At 76.8% G+C, this 16,430-nt stretch carries 11 protein-coding genes, 1 tRNA gene and 1 pseudogene; 9 read left to right on the top strand and 4 right to left on the bottom strand.

Translation table 11 applies throughout. The features are described 5' to 3' along the window. Positions 1 to 106: 106 nt before the first annotated feature. The 9 genes from GTR00_RS03235 (at position 107) to GTR00_RS03195 (ending at position 13,319) form a co-directional block, all read left to right on the top strand. Positions 107 to 475, top strand: coding sequence for an STAS domain-containing protein (locus tag GTR00_RS03235; RefSeq protein WP_166610211.1), 369 nt, complete (start codon positions 107 to 109; stop codon positions 473 to 475). Positions 476 to 482: 7 nt separating this feature from the next. Continuing rightward, on the top strand, positions 483 to 953 hold the full coding sequence (locus GTR00_RS03230) for an ATP-binding protein (RefSeq protein ID WP_166610210.1): 471 nt from the start codon (positions 483 to 485) through the stop codon (positions 951 to 953). A 127-nt stretch (positions 954 to 1,080) separates the two neighbouring features. Then, on the top strand, positions 1,081 to 3,435 hold the full coding sequence (locus tag GTR00_RS03225; protein WP_166610209.1) for a sodium-translocating pyrophosphatase: 2,355 nt from the start codon (positions 1,081 to 1,083) through the stop codon (positions 3,433 to 3,435). Positions 3,436 to 3,454: 19 nt separating this feature from the next. Then, positions 3,455 to 4,966 carry a DUF7059 domain-containing protein gene (locus tag GTR00_RS03220; protein ID WP_166610208.1) on the top strand — a complete coding sequence of 504 codons (1,512 nt, stop codon included), beginning with the start codon at positions 3,455 to 3,457 and terminating at the stop codon, positions 4,964 to 4,966. 224 nt (positions 4,967 to 5,190) lie between these two features. Further along, entirely contained in the window at positions 5,191 to 8,031 is a 2,841-nt protein-coding gene (gene topA, locus GTR00_RS03215) for a type I DNA topoisomerase (protein ID WP_166610207.1), read from the top strand. A gap of 140 nt (positions 8,032 to 8,171) precedes the next feature. Then, the gene (tmk, locus tag GTR00_RS24730) at positions 8,172 to 10,385 is read left to right on the top strand and encodes a dTMP kinase (protein WP_323132176.1); all 2,214 of its coding nucleotides are present in this window, start codon (positions 8,172 to 8,174) and stop codon (positions 10,383 to 10,385) included. After that, positions 10,382 to 11,557: a DNA polymerase III subunit delta' gene (locus GTR00_RS03205; protein WP_166610206.1), complete on the top strand. Its 1,176-nt coding sequence runs from the start codon at positions 10,382 to 10,384 to the stop codon at positions 11,555 to 11,557. The genes tmk and GTR00_RS03205 overlap by 4 nt, the downstream gene beginning before the upstream one ends. A 73-nt stretch (positions 11,558 to 11,630) precedes the next feature. Then, positions 11,631 to 13,163 carry an alpha/beta hydrolase gene (locus tag GTR00_RS03200; RefSeq protein WP_166610205.1) on the top strand — a complete coding sequence of 511 codons (1,533 nt, stop codon included), beginning with the start codon at positions 11,631 to 11,633 and terminating at the stop codon, positions 13,161 to 13,163. Between the two features lie 82 nt (positions 13,164 to 13,245). Then, positions 13,246 to 13,319, top strand: a tRNA-Thr gene (locus tag GTR00_RS03195). Positions 13,320 to 13,370: 51 nt separating this feature from the next. Here GTR00_RS03195 and GTR00_RS23400 read toward each other — a convergent pair. The 4 genes and pseudogenes from GTR00_RS23400 to GTR00_RS03180 form a co-directional block, all read right to left on the bottom strand. Further along, on the bottom strand, positions 13,371 to 14,081 hold the full coding sequence (locus GTR00_RS23400) for a CHAT domain-containing protein (RefSeq protein WP_407659589.1): 711 nt from the start codon (positions 14,079 to 14,081) through the stop codon (positions 13,371 to 13,373). A gap of 45 nt (positions 14,082 to 14,126) precedes the next feature. Then, positions 14,127 to 14,432, bottom strand: a pseudogene (locus GTR00_RS26175) (ArsR/SmtB family transcription factor); the annotation flags it as partial. A gap of 172 nt (positions 14,433 to 14,604) precedes the next feature. Then, positions 14,605 to 15,558, bottom strand: coding sequence for a CPBP family intramembrane glutamic endopeptidase (locus GTR00_RS25485; RefSeq protein ID WP_166610204.1), 954 nt, complete (start codon positions 15,556 to 15,558; stop codon positions 14,605 to 14,607). A 129-nt stretch (positions 15,559 to 15,687) separates the two neighbouring features. Beyond that, positions 15,688 to 16,344 (bottom strand): response regulator transcription factor, encoded by a 657-nt coding sequence (locus tag GTR00_RS03180; protein ID WP_166610203.1) that lies wholly within the window; start codon positions 16,342 to 16,344, stop codon positions 15,688 to 15,690. Positions 16,345 to 16,430 lie beyond the last annotated feature (86 nt).

Raw genomic sequence — 16,430 nt, 5'->3', positions numbered from 1 at the left:
GCCCTGATGCATTGAACCATCGCGCTCCTCACCGAGCGCGATGGTTCAATGCATCAGGGCGTGTCGCCCGGCACGTTCGACGCCAGCAGCAGCGAGGAGGGGTCCTGTGGACCTGTCGGTGACCAGCCGTGAGGAGAGCGGCCGGACCGTCGTCGAGGTGTCCGGTGAGATCGACGTCTACACCGCACCGACCCTGCGCGAGCGCCTCAACGAACTCGTCGGTGCCGGCCACCACCACCTGGTGGTCGACATGGAGGGCGTGGAGTTCCTGGACTCCACCGGCCTCGGCGTCCTGGTGGGCGGCCTGAAGCGGGTCCGCTCGCACGACGGCTCCCTGCACCTGGTCTGCCAGCGCGAGAAGATCCTGAAGGTCTTCCGCATCACCGGCCTGACCAAGGTGTTCCCCATCCACGACACCGTCGCCGAGGCCATCGCCGCGTCGGCCGCGGCCGACGAGGCCAACGCGAGCTCCTGACCCGGCCGTGCCCACCGTCGCCCTGCGCTTCACCCCGCTCGCCGAGCACGTCCGCACCGCCCGACTGGTGGCGGTGTCGGTGGCTCGCCGGGCGGGGTTCGGCGAGGACCAGCTCGACGAGATCCGCATCGCCATCGGCGAGGCGTGCGCCCGGGCGGTCAGCGCCGCCGAGGCCGCCGCGGGTCGCGCGGGGCTGGTGGACGTGCGCCTCAGCGACGAGCAGGACCGCCTCGAGGTGACGGTCCTGCGCTGCGGCGAGGACGGCTCGCCGCTGCCCGGCCCGGGCGCGGCGCCGGACGCGCCGACCCCGGCACCGGGTGCGCCCGCGCCGGGCGCCATGTCCGCGGCGCAGGACGAGCTCTCCCTGGCCCTGATGACCGGTTCGGCCGGCACCAGCGGCCCCTCCACCGCGCCCGGCGGCGTGCACCTGACGTGGGTGCGCGAGGACGCCGGCGCGGTGGCCCAGCCGCTGGGCTGATCCCCCCGCACCCCGCGGCGCGGTGAGCGCCGCGCCCGCCGCCGTCACTCCTTGAGACGATCACGTGGCACGGCCGGTGTCCCCGGCCATACGCTGCGTGCAGGTCGCCGCACGTCGAGGAGGACGGATGGGCACGTCCGAAGGTCTCTCCACCACTGCCGCGGGCGTGGTCACCGCCGTCGCGGTGGTCGCTCTCGCCGCGCTCGTGGTGGCCTGGGTGTTCCGACGACAGGTCCTCGCGGCCGACGAGGGCACCGAGCGCATGCGCGCCATCGCCGGTGCCGTGCAGGACGGCGCCGCCGCCTACCTGCGCCGGCAGTTCCGCACCCTGGCCTGGTTCGCCGTCGCCGTGGTCCTGCTGCTGCTGGCGGTGCCGGCCGACGGCTGGGACCTGCGCGCCGCGCGCAGCGTCGCGTTCGTCGTGGGGGCGCTGTTCTCCGCCGCGATCGGCTACCTGGGCATGTCCCTGGCGGTGCGGGCGAACGTGCGCGTGGCGGCCGCGGCGCGCACCGGGGCCGGCGGCCGCGAGCGCGGGATGCGCCTGGCGTTCCGCACCGGCGGCGTGGTCGGCATGACCACCGTCGGGCTGGGCCTGCTGGGCGCCTCGGTGGCGGTGCTGCTGTACGAGGAGGACGCGCCCACGGTGCTGGAGGGCTTCGGCTTCGGGGCGGCGCTGCTGGCGATGTTCATGCGCGTGGGCGGCGGCATCTTCACCAAGGCCGCCGACGTCGGCGCCGACCTCGTCGGCAAGATCGAGCAGGGCATCCCCGAGGACGACCCGCGCAACCCCGCCACGATCGCGGACAACGTCGGCGACAACGTCGGCGACTGCGCGGGCATGGCGGCGGACCTGTTCGAGTCGTACGCGGTGACCATCGTGGCGGCGGTGATCCTGGGCAGCAGCGCCATCGGCGAGGACGGCCTGGTGCTGCCGCTGCTGGTGCCGGCGATCGGCGCGATCACCGCGGCGCTGGGCGTGGTGCTGGTGCGGGCGCGGGTGGGGGTGTCCGGGCTGACCAGCATCCAGCGCGGCTTCTACCTCTCGGCGGCGGTGGCCCTGGTGGGCACCGCGGTCGCGGCCTTCGCGTACCTGCCGGGCACGTTCGCCGAGCTGGAGGGCGCCAGCGACACCGTCGCCGTCCTGGAGGGCGACCCGCGCCTGGTGACCATCAGCGCCGTGTTCCTGGGGATCCTGCTGGCGGTGCTCATCCTGTGGATCACCGGCTACTTCACCGGCACCGAGTCCCGGCCCACCCGGGACGTGGCCGCGGCGTCGCTGACCGGCGCCGCCACCGTCGTCCTCAGCGGCGTCGGGCTGGGGCTGCAGTCGGCGGTCTACACCACCCTCGTCATCGCCGGCGCCGTGTACTTCGCGTTCCTGCTGGCCGGCGGGGTGCTGGCGCTGGCGATGTTCCTCATCGCGCTCGCCGGGTGCGGGCTGCTGACCACGGTCGGCGTCATCGTCGCCATGGACACCTTCGGCCCCGTCAGCGACAACGCCCAGGGCATCGCCGAGATGAGCGGCGACGTCGACGAGGAGGGCGCCGCCGTCCTCACCGAGCTGGACGCGGTGGGCAACACCACCAAGGCCGTCACCAAGGGCATCGCCATCGCCACCGCCGTGCTGGCGGCGACCGCGCTGTTCGGCTCCTACCAGGAGGCGGTGACCAGCCGCATCAACGAGGTCGCCCAGGGCATCGCGCCGCCCTCGCAGTACGTGCAGCGCACCATCGCCGACTTCGACGTCTCCACCCCCACCACGCTGGTGGGGGTGCTGCTGGGCGCGGCGGTGGTGTTCCTCTTCTCCGGCCTGGCCGTGGACGCGGTGGGCCGCTCCGCCGGCGCCGTGGTGCTGGAGGTGCGCCGGCAGTTCGCCGAGCACCCCGGGATCATGTCCGGCACCGAGCAGCCCGACCACGGCCGCGTGGTGGACCTGTGCACCCGCGACGCGCTGCGCGAGCTGGCCACCCCCGGCCTGCTGGCGGCGTTCGCGCCGATCGCGGTGGGCTTCGGCCTGGGCGTGGCCCCGCTGGCGGGCTTCCTGGGCGGGGCCATCGCCGCCGGCGTCCTCATGGCGGTGTTCCTGTCCAACTCCGGCGGGGCGTGGGACAACGCCAAGAAGCTCGTCGAGGACGGCCAGCACGGCGGCAAGGGCTCCGAGGCGCACGGCGCCACCGTCATCGGCGACACGGTGGGCGACCCGTTCAAGGACACCGCCGGCCCCTCGATCAACCCGCTCATCAAGGTGATGAACCTCGTGGCGCTGCTCGTGGCGCCCGCGGTGGTCTCCCTCAGCCTGGGCGAGGGGGAGAACCCGTGGCTGCGCTACGGCATCGCCGCGGTGGCCGCCGTCGTCATCGTCGCGGCGGTGGCCGTCAGCCGGAACCGGCGCGTGGACGCGACGGCCCCCACCACCGGCGTGGACGGCCCGCAGGGCCCGGACGTGCGCGAGGAGCAGGGGCTGGGCACCGGCCGCGCCTGAGCGCTGGCACCATCGGGGCGTGGACCCCCTGGAGCTGCTCTCCGGCCTGCGCGAGGACCTCGCCGGCGCCGGCTACACCGTGGACGGCGTGGGCGGCCTCGTCGGGGAGGTCGCCTCGGCGGCCCTGGACCGCGAGCAGCCGCTGCCGGCGCTGCGCGCCACGGCCGGCTCGCGCGAGCCGGCCGCGGTGCTGCTGCGCTGCTGCACCCTGGGTCGCGCGGTCACCCGCGCCGAGCTGGACGCGGCCCTGCCGCGCACCGGCACCGCCGGCGCGCAGGTCCTGGGCCTGGTGGCCGCGGCCGGCGAGGCGCCCGGCGACGAGGTGCGCCCGCTGGTGGACCTGCGCCCCTACGAGGTGGACGACGCGGCGGGCGCGGCCTCGTGGTGGCTGGTCAGCGACCTGGGCGAGCTGGCCACCGGCGAGCCGCTGCGCCCGGACCACGTCCTGGGCGTGGGCGGGGCCTCGCTGACGCTGGCCTCGGCGACGGTGCGCACCCCGGTGCAGCGCGTGCTCGACGTGGGCACCGGGTGCGGGGTGCAGGCGCTGCACGCCACCCGGCACGCGGCGCGGGTGGTGGCCACCGACACCTCCGAGCGGGCGCTGGACCTGGCGGCCGTCAACGCCGCCCTCAACGGCGCGCGCCTGGACCTGCGGCAGGGCTCGCTGCTGGAGCCGGTCGAGCCGGGCGAGCTGTTCGACCTGGTGGTCTCCAACCCGCCGTTCGTGATCACGCCGCGGCGGGCGGGGGTGCCGCAGTACGAGTACCGCGACGGCGGCATGCCCGGCGACTCGCTGGTGGCGCGGCTGGTGCGCGGGGTCGGCGACGTGCTGGCGCCCGGCGGGGTGGCGCAGCTGCTGGGCAACTGGGAGCTGCGCGAGGGCGAGCACTGGTCGCAGCGCCTGGAGGGCTGGCTGGAGGGCACCGGGCTGGACGCCTGGGTGGTGCAGCGCGAGGTGGCCGACCCGGCGCTGTACGCCGAGACGTGGATCCGCGACGGCGGGCAGAAGCCCGGGCCCGTCTTCGACGAGCTGTACGCGGCGTGGCTGGACGACTTCGCCGCCCGCGGCGTCACGGGCGTGGGCTTCGGCGTGGTCACGCTGCGCCGGCCCGCGCGCGCCGGCGCGCCGCTGCGCCGCTTCGAGGAGGTCCTGGCCGCGCTGAGCGACCCGCTGGGCGCGGTGTTCGCCGACGGCCTGGCCGCCCACGACGCCCTGGCGCTGCTGGACGACGAGGCGCTGGCGGGCACGGCGCTGCGCGTGGCTCCCGACGTCACCGACGAGCGCCACCACGCCCCCGGCGAGGCGGCCCCGCGCGTGCTGCTGCTGCGCCAGGGCGGCGGGCTGCGCCGCGCGGTGCAGGCCGACGGGGACCTGGCGGGCCTGGTGGGGGCGTGCGACGGGGAGCTGACGGTGGGGCAGATCGCCGCGGGCCTGGCGGTGCTGCTGGAGGAGGACGCCGCGGCCCTGCGCGCGCGCCTGCTGCCGCGGGTGCGCCGGCTGGTCGAGGACGGCCTGCTGCTGCTGCCCTGACACCCTCCCCGGGCCCTGCGCGGGCCCTGCGCGGGCCCTCCCCGCGCCGCGGGAGGCACGGGGCGCTCGACGCGCCGGTTGCACACCGCCGCGCGGCCCGTGCGACGCTGAGGGCGCCACCCGTGCGACAGTGCGGGGCGTGCGCGCGCCGGTCCCGGGCCGGGCGGCCGCGAGCCGGCGGCCGGGACGAGCGCGCCGAGGACGGACGTGGAGAGGCAGGACCAGTGGCGGGCAAGTCGAAGGCGGCGGGGACCGGTGACGGGCTGCGCCGTCTGGTGATCGTGGAGTCGGCCAGCAAGATCGACAAGATCGCCGGCTACCTCGGGCCCGGGTACCGCGTCGAGGCCAGCGCCGGGCACATCCGCGACCTCCCGCAGCCCTCGCAGCTGCCCGAGGACGTCAAGAAGGGCTCCTTCGGCAAGTTCGCCGTCGACGTCGACCACGGCTTCGAGCCGTACTACGTCGTCGACGCCGACAAGCGGAAGACCGTCGCCGAGCTCAAGCGCGCCCTGAAGGACTCCGACGAGCTCATCCTCGCCACCGACCGCGACCGCGAGGGCGAGGCGATCGCCTGGCACCTGGTGCAGGCGCTGGAGCCGCGGGTGCCCTACCGCCGGATGGTCTTCGGCGAGATCACCCGCGAGGCCATCCAGCAGGCCGTGCGGGAGATGCGCGACATCGACGACCGCCTCGTCGACGCCCAGGAGACCCGCCGCATCCTCGACCGCCTCTACGGCTACGAGCTGTCCCCGGTGCTGTGGCGCAAGGTCCGCGCGGGCCTGTCCGCCGGCCGCGTGCAGTCCGTGGCCACCCGGCTGTGCGTGGAGCGCGAGCGCGAGCGCATGGCCTTCCGCGCCGCCGGGTACGCCGACGTCACCGGCGACTTCGCCCCCGGGGGCGAGAACGCGTTCGGCGCGCGCCTGGTCGCCGTGGACGGCCGCCGCGTGGCCACCGGCCGCGACTTCGACGACTCCGGGCAGCTCAAGCCCGCCGCCGTGCGCGACGGCGTGGCCCACCTGGACCTGCCCGCCGCCGAGGCGCTGGCCCGCTCGCTGGACGCCGCCGCGTTCGCGGTGCGCAGCGTGGAGGAGAAGCCGTACAGCCGCCGCCCGGCGGCGCCGTTCATCACCTCCTCCCTGCAGCAGGAGGCCTCGCGCAAGCTGCGCCTGAACGCCCGGGCCACCATGCGCACCGCGCAGAGCCTGTACGAGCGCGGCTACATCACCTACATGCGCACCGACTCGATCCAGCTGTCCGCGCAGGCCCTGAACGCCGCGCGCAGCCAGGCGCGCGAGCTGTACGGGCCGGAGTACGTGCCGGGCTCCCCGCGCGTGTACGCCTCGAAGTCGAAGAACGCGCAGGAGGCCCACGAGGCGATCCGCCCCGCCGGGGAGGTCTTCCGCACCCCCGCGCAGGTGTCCGGGGAGCTGCGCGGGGACGAGTTCCGCCTGTACGACCTCATCTGGAAGCGCACCGTCGCCTCGCAGATGCACGACGCGCGCGGCACCACCGCCACCGTGCGCCTGGGCGCCACCTCCGCCGACGGCCGCGACGCCGAGTTCTCCGCCTCCGGCACGATCATCACCTTCCGCGGCTTCCTCGCCGCCTACGAGGAGGGCCGCGACGAGACCCGCGACGCCGGCCCGGAGGCCGCCGACGCCACCGACCGCCGGCTGCCGCCGGTGCGGGTGGGCCAGCCGCTGACCGCGCGCGACCTGAGCGCCGACGGGCACGTGACCTCCCCGCCGCCGCGCTACACCGAGGCCACCCTGGTGAAGACGCTGGAGGAGAAGGGCATCGGGCGCCCCTCCACGTTCGCCTCGATCATCTCCACGATCGTCGACCGCGGCTACGTGCGCTACAAGGGCTCCGCGCTGGTGCCCACCTGGCTGGCGTTCGCCGTCACGCGCCTGCTGGAGGAGCACTTCCCCACGCTCGTCGACTACGACTTCACCGCCTCCATGGAGAACGACCTCGACGCGATCAGCCGCGGCGAGGCCGAGCGGGTCGACTGGCTGACGCGCTTCTACTTCGGCGCCGACGGCCCCGGCGGCGACGGCGCCGCGGTGCCGGCGATGGAGGGCATCAAGGGCCTGGCCGACGACCTCGGCAAGATCGACGCCCGCGAGATCTCCACCGTCCCCATCGGCGAGGGCATCGTGCTGCGGGTGGGCCGCTACGGCCCCTACCTGGAGGGCCCGGACGAGGGGACCGGCGAGCTGCTCAAGGCGTCCGTGCCCGACGACGTCGCGCCCGACGAGATGACCGTGGAGAAGGCGCGCGAGCTGCTGACCACGCAGTCCGACGGCGACCGCGTCCTGGGCCAGGACCCCGCCACCGGCCGCACGGTCGTGGCGCGCACCGGCCGCTACGGCCCCTACGTCACCGAGCTCGTCGAGGACGACGCCCCCGCCGCGGCCGGGGCCGCGGACGGCGCGCCCAAGAAGCGCGCCGCGAAGAAGACCGCCAAGGCCAAGCCGCGCACCAGCTCCCTGTTCAAGGACATGTCCGTGGAGACGGTCACCCTGGAGCAGGCCCTGCAGCTGCTGTCGCTGCCGCGCGTGGTGGGCGCCGACCCGGAGTCCGGCGAGGAGATCACCGCGCAGAACGGCCGCTACGGCCCGTACCTGAAGAAGGGCACCGACTCGCGCTCCCTGGCCTCCGAGGAGCAGCTGCTGACCATCACGCTGCCCGAGGCGCTGGCCGTGTACGCCCAGCCCAAGACCCGCCGCGGGCAGGTCGCCAAGCCGCCGCTGAAGGAGCTGGGCCCGGACCCGGACTCGGGCCAGCCCATGGTCGTCAAGGACGGCCGCTTCGGCCCCTACGTCACCGACGGCACGACCAACGCCACCCTGCGCAAGGACGACGACCCGGAGACCCTCACGCCCGAGCGCGGCGCCGAGCTGCTGGCCGAGAAGCGCGCCAAGGGCCCGGCCCCGAAGAAGGCCGCGGCCCGCAAGACCGCGACGAAGAAGACGGCCGCCCCGGCCGCCAAGAAGACCGCGGCCAAGAAGACGGCCGCGAAGAAGACGGCCGCCAAGGCCTCCGCGGCCGCCGTCGACTGACGCCCGGCGCCCGCCCGCGGGGAGGACCCGCGGGCGGGCGCCACCCGCCCTGCGGCGGACGCGGGCAGGTCCCCGCGGCGGAGACGGGCAGCGCCGTGCGGCGGACGGGGGACGTCACCGCCGCCACCTACCCTGGGCCTGTGAGCGACACCGCGGCGGCCCCCGACCACGACGTGCGGGCGCTGCTGCGCGGCAACGCCGACTTCCGCCGCATGTGGCTGTCGCTGACGCTCTCCAGCTTCGGCGACTGGCTGGGGATGCTCGCCAAGCTGGGCACCGCCGCCGGCCTGTCCCAGCTCGCCGGCAGCACCGCCACCCAGGCCAGCGTGGCCGTCTCCACGGTGCTGGTGCTGCAGCTGGCGCCCGCCGCGCTGCTGGGGCCGCTGGCCGGGGCGCTGGCCGACCGGCTGGACCGGCGCCTGACGATGGTCGTCGGCGACCTGCTGCGCTTCGCGCTGTTCGCCTCCATCCCGCTCGTCGGCAGCCTGACGTGGCTGTACGTCGCCACGCTGCTCATCGAGCTGGTCACCCTCTTCTGGGGCCCGGCCAAGGACGCCACCGTCCCCAACCTCGTGCCGCCGCGGCAGCTGGAGGCCGCCAACCAGGTCAGCCTCGTGGCCACCTACGGCACCGCGCCCCTGGCCGGCGTGGCGTTCATCGCCCTGACGCTGCTGACCGGCGTGCTGGACAACGTCCTGCCCTTCCTGGCGGGCACGCAGTCCTCGCTGGCGATGTACGTCAACGCCCTGACGTTCCTCGTGGCCGCCGGGGTGATCTGGCGCCTGGACGTCCCCCCGCGCCGGCGCGCCCCGCGCACCGCCGGGCTGGCGCCCACGCTGTGGCGCGACGTCGTGGAGGGCTGGCGGTTCGTGGGCAGCTCGGTGCTGCTGCGCGGGCTGGTGGGCGGCATGCTCGTCGCCTTCGCCGCCGGCGGCGTGGTCATCGGCCTCGGGCGCGCCTTCGTCACCGGCCTGGGCGCCGGCGACCCCGGCTTCGGGGTGGTCGTCATGGCCGTCTTCGCGGGCGTGGCCCTGGGGGTGTGGCAGGGCCCGCGGTGGCTGTCCGGGCTCTCGCGCCGGCGCACCTTCGGGGTGGCGCTGACGGCCGCCGGCGCCTCCCTGGTGCTGGTCTCCCTCAGCGGCGACATCGTGCTGGCGGCGCTGTTCGTGGTGGCCCTGGGGCTGTCCACGGGCCTGGCGTACGTCTCGGCGTACACGCTGCTCGGCGAGGTCGACGACGACGTGCGCGGGCGCACGTTCTCCTTCGTGGGCGCCAGCACCCGCGTCGTCATCGTCCTGGTGATGCTCGTGGCGCCGTGGCTGGCGCAGCTGCTGGGCGACCGCACCCTGGAGGCCACGCCGTCGTGGGCGAAGACCCTCAGCGGCTCGGCGCTGACGATGCTGCTGGCCGGGGTGGTCACGGCGGTCGCCGGCGTGGTCGCCTACCGGTACGTCGACGACCGCCGCGGCACGAGCCTGTGGGCGGACCTCGTGGCCGCCTGGCGCGGGCGCGCCGGGACCGCCGCGGCCGGCGCCGGGTCCACCGGCGCCTCCACCCCCGGGTCCACCGGGTCCACCGCCTCCACCGCCGCGCCCGTGGTCGTGCCCGCGCCCGGCGCCGCGCCCCGCGGGAGCGCGCCGGGGCTGTTCGTGGCGCTGGAGGGCGGCGACGGCTCGGGCAAGTCCACCCAGTCGCGGCTGCTGGCGGCGTGGCTGCGCGAGCGCGGCCACGAGGTCGTCACCACCCGCGAGCCCGGCGGCACCAGCACCGGCGCCGCGCTGCGCGAGGTGCTCCTGGCCCGCCGCGACGGCGCCGGGGGCGCCGCGCAGCTCGACGCGCGCGCCGAGGCCCTGCTCTTCGCCGCCGACCGCGCCCAGCACGTCGCCGAGGTGGTGCGCCCGGCGCTGCGCCGCGGCGCCGTGGTCGTCACCGACCGCTACGTGGACTCCTCCCTGGCCTACCAGGGCGCCGGGCGCGCCCTGCCCGCCGAGCAGGTGGAGCAGCTGTCGGCGTGGGCCACCGGCGAGCTGCTGCCGGACCTGACCGTCGTGCTCGACGTGGACCCGGCCACCGCCGCGGTGCGCCGCGGCCGCGACCCGCAGCGCGCCGGGGAGGACCGCCTGGAGGCGGAGTCGCAGGCCTTCCACGCCCGGGTGCGCGAGCAGTTCCTGCGCCTGGCCGCGCGCGAACCCGCCCGCTACCTCGTCGTCGACGCCACCGCCTCGCCCGCGGCCGTGCACGAGCGGGTGCGCGAGGCGCTGCGGCCGCTGCTGGCCGCGCGCGCCGGCGCCCGCGCCGCTGAGGACCCCGCCGGGGAGCGGGAGCCGGGCCGGGAGCAGGTGCCGGCCCGGTGAGCGTGTGGGACGAGGTCGTCGGCCAGGAGCCGGCGGTGCGGGTGCTGGCCCGCGCCGCGCGCGCCGCCCGCGGCGGGCCCGGCGCGGCCGGCATGACGCACGCCTGGCTGCTCACCGGCCCGCCCGGCTCGGGGCGCTCGGTGGCCGCGCGCGCCTTCGCCGCCGCGCTGGCCTGCGAGGACCCCGCCGAGGCGGGTTGCGGGCGCTGCACCGGCTGCCGCACCGCGCTGGCCGGCTCCCACGCCGACGTCACCGTCTTCGCCACCGAGCACATGCAGATCCGCCGCGAGGACGTCGAGCCGCTCATCCAGACCGCTCAGCGCCGCCCGTCCGTGGCGCGCTGGCGCGTCGTCGTCGTGGAGGACGCCGACCGCCTCAACGCCACCTCGGGCAACACGCTGCTGAAGACCATCGAGGAGCCGCCCCCGGCGACGGTGTGGCTGCTGTGCGCGCCCGGCGCCGACGACGTGCTGCCCACGATCCGCTCGCGCACCCGGCACGTGCCGCTGCGCGTGCCGCCCGCCGACGCCGTCGCCGACCTGCTGGTGCGCCGCGACGGCGTGGACCCGGTGATGGCCGCCTTCGCCGCGCGCGCCGCGCAGAGCCACGTCGGCCTGGCCCGCCGCCTGGCCCGCGACGAGGGCGCGCGCCTGCGCCGCCGGGAGGTGCTGCGCCTGCCGCAGCGCGTCGCCGGCGTCGGCGACGCCGTCGTGGCCGCCGGGGAGCTGGTGGACGTGGCCGCGGAGGAGGCCGGCGCCTCCACCGCCCAGCGCGACGCCGCCGAGCGCGCCGAGCTGCTGCGCGCGCTGGGCGCCGAGGGCTCCGCGACCGTGCCGCCCGCGGTGCGCGCGCAGGTGCGCCAGCTGGAGGAGGACCAGAAGCGCCGGGCCCGCCGGCACCAGACGGACGTGCTGGACCGCGCGCTGGTGGACCTGCTGGGGCTGCTGCGCGACGTGCTCGTCGTCCAGCTCGGCGCCCCGGTGGACCTGGTGAACACCGACGTGGCCGGCGAGGTGCGCGACCTGGCGGCGGCCTCCACGCCGGAGGAGACGCTGCGCCGCGCGGACGCGGTCTCGCTGGCGCGCGAGCGCCTCGGGCAGAACGTCGCGCCGCTGCTGGCGGTGGAGGCCCTGGCGCTGAGCCTGCGCCCGCGCGGCGGCGCGGCCCGCTGAGGGCACGTCTGCGGGCACGCCGCGCGCCCGTCTGCGGGCACGCCGCGCGCCCGTCTGCGACGCTGGGAGCACCATGCGCCGCCCCGTCCCCGCCCTCGCGACCGCCGCCGCCGCGCTCCTGCTGGGCGGGTGCTCCCTGCTGACGGGCGGCGCGCCGGACCCGGTGCCCGTCGGCACGGCCGCCCCGGCCGCCTCCGAGCCGGCCGCCCGCGCGGACCTGGCGGCCTTCTACGGCCAGCGCCCCGAGTGGGTGGACTGCAGCGGCGGGTTCCAGTGCGCGCGGCTGACGGTGCCGGTGGACCACGCCGACCCCGCCGGCGCCACGACGTCGCTGGCGCTGGTGCGGCTGCCCACCTCCGCCACCGGCGCGGACCGGCTCGGCTCGATCGTGCTGAACCCCGGCGGGCCGGGCGGCTCGGGCGTGGAGTACGCCCGCGCCGCGGCGAGCGTGCTCAGCGAGGACGTGCGCGAGCACTTCGACGTCGTCGGCTTCGACCCGCGCGGCGTGGGCGGCTCGGACCCGCTGCGCTGCCTGGACGCCGCCGGCGTCGACGAGCTGGTGGCCGCGGACGCCACCCCCGACGACGCGGCGGAGGTGCGCCGGCTGCGGGCGCTGACCTCCGGGCTGGGCCGCGGCTGCGCCGCCTCCGGCGAGCTGGCCGCCCACGTGGACAGCCGCACCGTCGTGCAGGACCTGGACGTGCTGCGCGCCGCCCTGGGCGACGACAAGCTCACCTACCTCGGCAAGTCCTACGGCACCTACCTCGGCGCCCTGTACGCCGAGCGCTTCCCGCACCGCGTCGGGCGCCTCGTCCTGGACGGGGCGATCGACCCGGCCCTGAGCGACGAGCAGGTCGCCGCCGGGCAGGCCGGCGGCTTCGAGGTGGCGCTGCGCGCGTACGTGCAGGGCTGCGGGCAGGAGGACGACTGCCCGCTGCCGGCCGACCCCGACGCGGCGGTGGCGCGGGTGCGGGCCCTGCTGGAGGGCCTGGACGCGCAGCCGCTGCCCACCGCCTCGGGCCGCCCGCTCACCCAGGGCCTGGGGTACTACGCGCTGGCGCAGCCGCTGTACGCGCCCTCGCTGTGGCCGCGGCTGACCGCGGCGCTGCGCTCGGCGCTGGCCGGGGACGGCACCGGCCTGCTGGCGCTGGCCGACGCCTACGCCCACCGCCGCCCCGACGGCACCTACGCGGACAACGCCGTGCAGGCGCTGCCCGCGGTGAACTGCCTGGACCGCACCGAGGCGCGCACCGCCGAGGAGGTGGCGGCGTCGGTGCCGCGCTACGAGGCGGCCTCGCCGACCTTCGGCGCGTTCCTCGCCTGGAGCGCCCTGACGTGCGTGGACTGGCCGATACCGCCGGTGGGGCGGGCGGCGCCGGTGCGCGCGGCGGGCGCCGCGCCGGTCCTGGTGGTCGGCACCACCCGCGACCCGGCCACCCCCTACGAGTGGGCCCGCGGCCTGGCCGGCCAGCTGGAGCCGGGTCACCTGCTCACCCACGACGGCGACGGGCACACCGCCTACCGGATGGGCAGCTCCTGCGTGGACGACGCGGTGGACGCCTACCTGCTGGCCGGGCACCTGCCCGAGCCGGACGTGCGCTGCTGAGGGCCCACCGGCGGGGCGCCGGTGCGGTCGAGCGCGGCCGTGACGTCCTGTAAGCTCATGACCCGTGCCCGCAGGGGCACGTGCCGCCTTAGCTCAGTCGGCCAGAGCGACGCACTCGTAATGCGTAGGTCCGGGGTTCGATTCCCCGAGGCGGCTCACCCGGAGCCCCGCAGGTCACCGACCTGCGGGGCTCTTCCGCGTCCCCCCTCAGGCGGCCCCGTACGCGGTGAACGCCAGGCCGGCCGCGAACGCGGCGGGGGAGCTGGTGTCCACGGCGGCGCGGGCGGCGTGCAGCGCCTCGGCGGTGGTGGCGCCGGCCACCAGCTCCTCGTGCACCGCGCACACCAGCGGCACCACCGCCGCGTCGGCGACCTGCACGCAGCTGGCCAGCAGGCCGGCGCTGCCGCGGGCGAACAGCGCGCCGACGAAGCCGATCAGCTCGTCGCCGTCGTAGGCGGTGCCCGTGCCGGAGTCGCACGCGGAGAGCACCACCCGGTGCGGTGCGGTGCGCTGGCCGTCCAGCTCGTGCAGGGTCAGCTCCCCGGCGCTCAGCAGGAACGAGGAGAAGGTCGGGTTGTCCGCGCGCAGCCGGCCGTGGCAGGCCAGGTGCGCCAGCCGCGCCCGCCCCAGCGCCGCGAGCACGGCGCCGACCGTGCTGGTGGGCGGGGTGAGCACCTCGCTGCCGGGGTGCAGGCGGGCCAGGGCGGTCACCTCCGCGGCGGCGCCCGGCAGGTCCGGGCCGGCCACGAGGACGACGCGGCCGTCGGGGGCCGGGGCGCGGGCCGTGCGCAGCCAGGAGGCGGCCGAGGGGGCCAGGGCCACCACGCCCGCGTGCAGCGCCGTCCACGGCAGGTTCCACGTCCTGGCCGTGGGCACCAGGACCAGCGGGGCGTCCACCGGGACGCCCAGCGGCGCCACCAGCAGCTCGTGCAGCCGCCGGCGGGCGCGCTCGGCGGTGGCGCGCAGGACGTCGTCGAGGCGGCGGTAGCGCTGCTCGGCGCGACGGCGGTGGTCCTCGGCCCAGTCGCTCAGCAGGTCGAGGACGTGCGTCTCCAGGTGCACCGGGCGGCGCTGGGCGTCGCGGCTGCGGCTGACCAGACCGGCGTCGGCCAGCACGCCCACGTGCTTGGAGACCGCCTGCAGGCTGATGCCGTAGGGCTCGGCGAGCTCGCCGACGGTGGCGTCGCCCTCGGCCAGCCGCGCGACCATGTCGCGGCGGGTGGGGTCCGCCAGCGCTGCGAACACGCGCGAGAGCGGGTCCGGGGCCAGGTGCTCACCTCCTCGTGCGCGCCCTCGGCCTCCACGTCCGGTGCTCGGCCGGAGGGTTCACCACGAGGGTCCACCGGGGGCGCCGCGTTGTCAACCAGGAAGTTGAGGAAGCTTCCCCGCCGGCCGCGGGTGCCCGCGGCCGGCGGGTTCGACCACCTCCCGGCGTGTTCTGCTACCTCCCGGCGGGCGCGGTGACCGGCGCGCGGTGGCCCGACCGCGGCGCGGGCGCCCCGAGGCGGCCGCGGGTGAGGACCAGGAGCACCGCGGTGGCCGCCGTGGTCGCGACCAGCTGCACGACCAGGGTGTCGACGTCGCCGTCGAGGCGGGGGAACACCGCCGGCCACAGCAGGGTGTAGGTGCTGTTCACGCCCGCGTGCAGCAGCATCACCAGCGGCACGCTCTGCCCGGTGCGGTTGAACACCCACGTCATCACCAGGCTCAGCGGCACGCAGGAGGCGATGAAGAGCACCGGCTGCACCCAGGTGGTGCCCGGCCAGCCGCCCCAGCTCGTGAGGAACAGCGGCAGGTGCCAGCCGCCCCACAGCAGGCCGAGCAGCACCGTCCCGGTCACGGCGCCGAGGCGGTCCTGCAGGCGCGGCAGCGCGAAGTCGCGCCAGCCCGGTTCCTCCGCCAGCGCCGTGGTGACGACCTGGACCGCCAGCATCGGCACGTAGGCCAGCAGGAGCACCGCACCGGGTGCGCGCACCTCCTCCCACGCCGCGGGCAGCACGAACGTGGTGGCCAGGATCGAGACCGGCACCACGAGCGCGACGCCGGCGTACCAGCGCCAGCCCACCCGGAAGCGCAGCAGGCGCCCGCGCCAGGCGCGCAGGCCCGCCCCGCCCTCCACCAGGGCGGTGACGGCGAACGCCGCGGTGACCGGTCCCAGGTAGGCGCCGGGCAGCACGCCGAGCAGCTGGGAGGTGCCGAGCAGGCTCGGGAAGGTGAACGGCAGGACGTCCAGCCCGTCGCCGGAGAGCAGGTAGGGGATCCACGCCACCCAGCTCAGGGCGTAGGCCAGCGCGAAGAAGGCGGTCAGCGGCCGGCGGGCGACGGCGCCGCGCACGCCGGGCGTGCCGGGTGCGCGGAGGGGAGGCGTGTGCCCCGCGGGTGCGGGCGTGCGCATGGCGGGCCCTTCCTGGGTCGGGCGCCCGCGGGGTGCGGTGCGCCGGTGCCCAGCAGTCCACCGCGCACGGCGCGGCACGTCATTGACGCGGGCACCCGCAGCGCGGTGGTGCCTGCGCTACCGCGGGGTTCAGCGGACGTCGGCGGTGCGCAGGTAGCGCAGGACCGCGCTGACCCTCCGGTCGGCCTCGTCGCTGGGGGCGAGGTCGAGCTTGGCGAAGATGCTGCGGATGTGCTTGTGCACCGCGCCCTCGGTGACGACCAGGCGGGCGGCGATCGCGGTGTTGCCCAGCCCCTCGGCCATCAACCCCAGCACCTCGTGCTCGCGGGCGGAGAGCCGTTCCAGCCCGGCGTCGGGGCGGGTGCGCGTCAGCAGCTGCGCGACCACCTCGGGGTCGACGGCGGTGCCGCCGCCGGCGACGCGGTGCAGGGCGTCGAGGAACTCCTCCACGTGCCCGACGCGCTCCTTGAGCAGGTAACCCACCCGGTGCGCGCCGCCGCCGAGCAGTTCGGTGGCGAAGGCCTGCTCGACGTAGGCCGACAGCACCAGCACCGCCAGCCCCGGCCGCCGGCGCCGGGCCTCCACCGCGGCGCGGACCCCCTCGTCGGTGTGCGTCGGCGGCATCCGCACGTCGACGATCGCCACGTCGGGTTCCAGCTCGTCGACCGCGGCGAGCAGGCCCGCGGGGTCGCCGGTGGTGGCCACCACCTCCAGCCCCTCGGCGCGCAGCAGCAGGGCCAGCCCCTCGCGCAGCAGCGCGTCGTCCTCGGCGATCACGATCCGCACGGCCAGCGCACCCCTTCCCCGACCCGCCCGCCGATCGGGCCGGTCGGCGCCAGTGTGCTCCCGCGACCGCGCCCGCGGCGCGCCAC

The organism is Kineococcus indalonis, assembly GCF_009906395.1.
In the GTDB taxonomy this organism is placed as follows: domain Bacteria; phylum Actinomycetota; class Actinomycetes; order Actinomycetales; family Kineococcaceae; genus Kineococcus; species Kineococcus indalonis.
Note: the sequence above shows the minus strand (reverse complement) of the source record. Positions and strands in the feature narration are given on the sequence as shown.

Coding starts and splice junctions, on each gene's coding strand:
- GTR00_RS03225 (WP_166610209.1), top strand. CDS start 1,081: ATGGGCACGTCCGAAGGTCTCTCCACCACTGCCGCGGGCGTGGTCACC.
- GTR00_RS03200 (WP_166610205.1), top strand. CDS start 11,631: ATGCGCCGCCCCGTCCCCGCCCTCGCGACCGCCGCCGCCGCGCTCCTG.
- GTR00_RS25485 (WP_166610204.1), bottom strand. CDS start 15,558: ATGCGCACGCCCGCACCCGCGGGGCACACGCCTCCCCTCCGCGCACCC.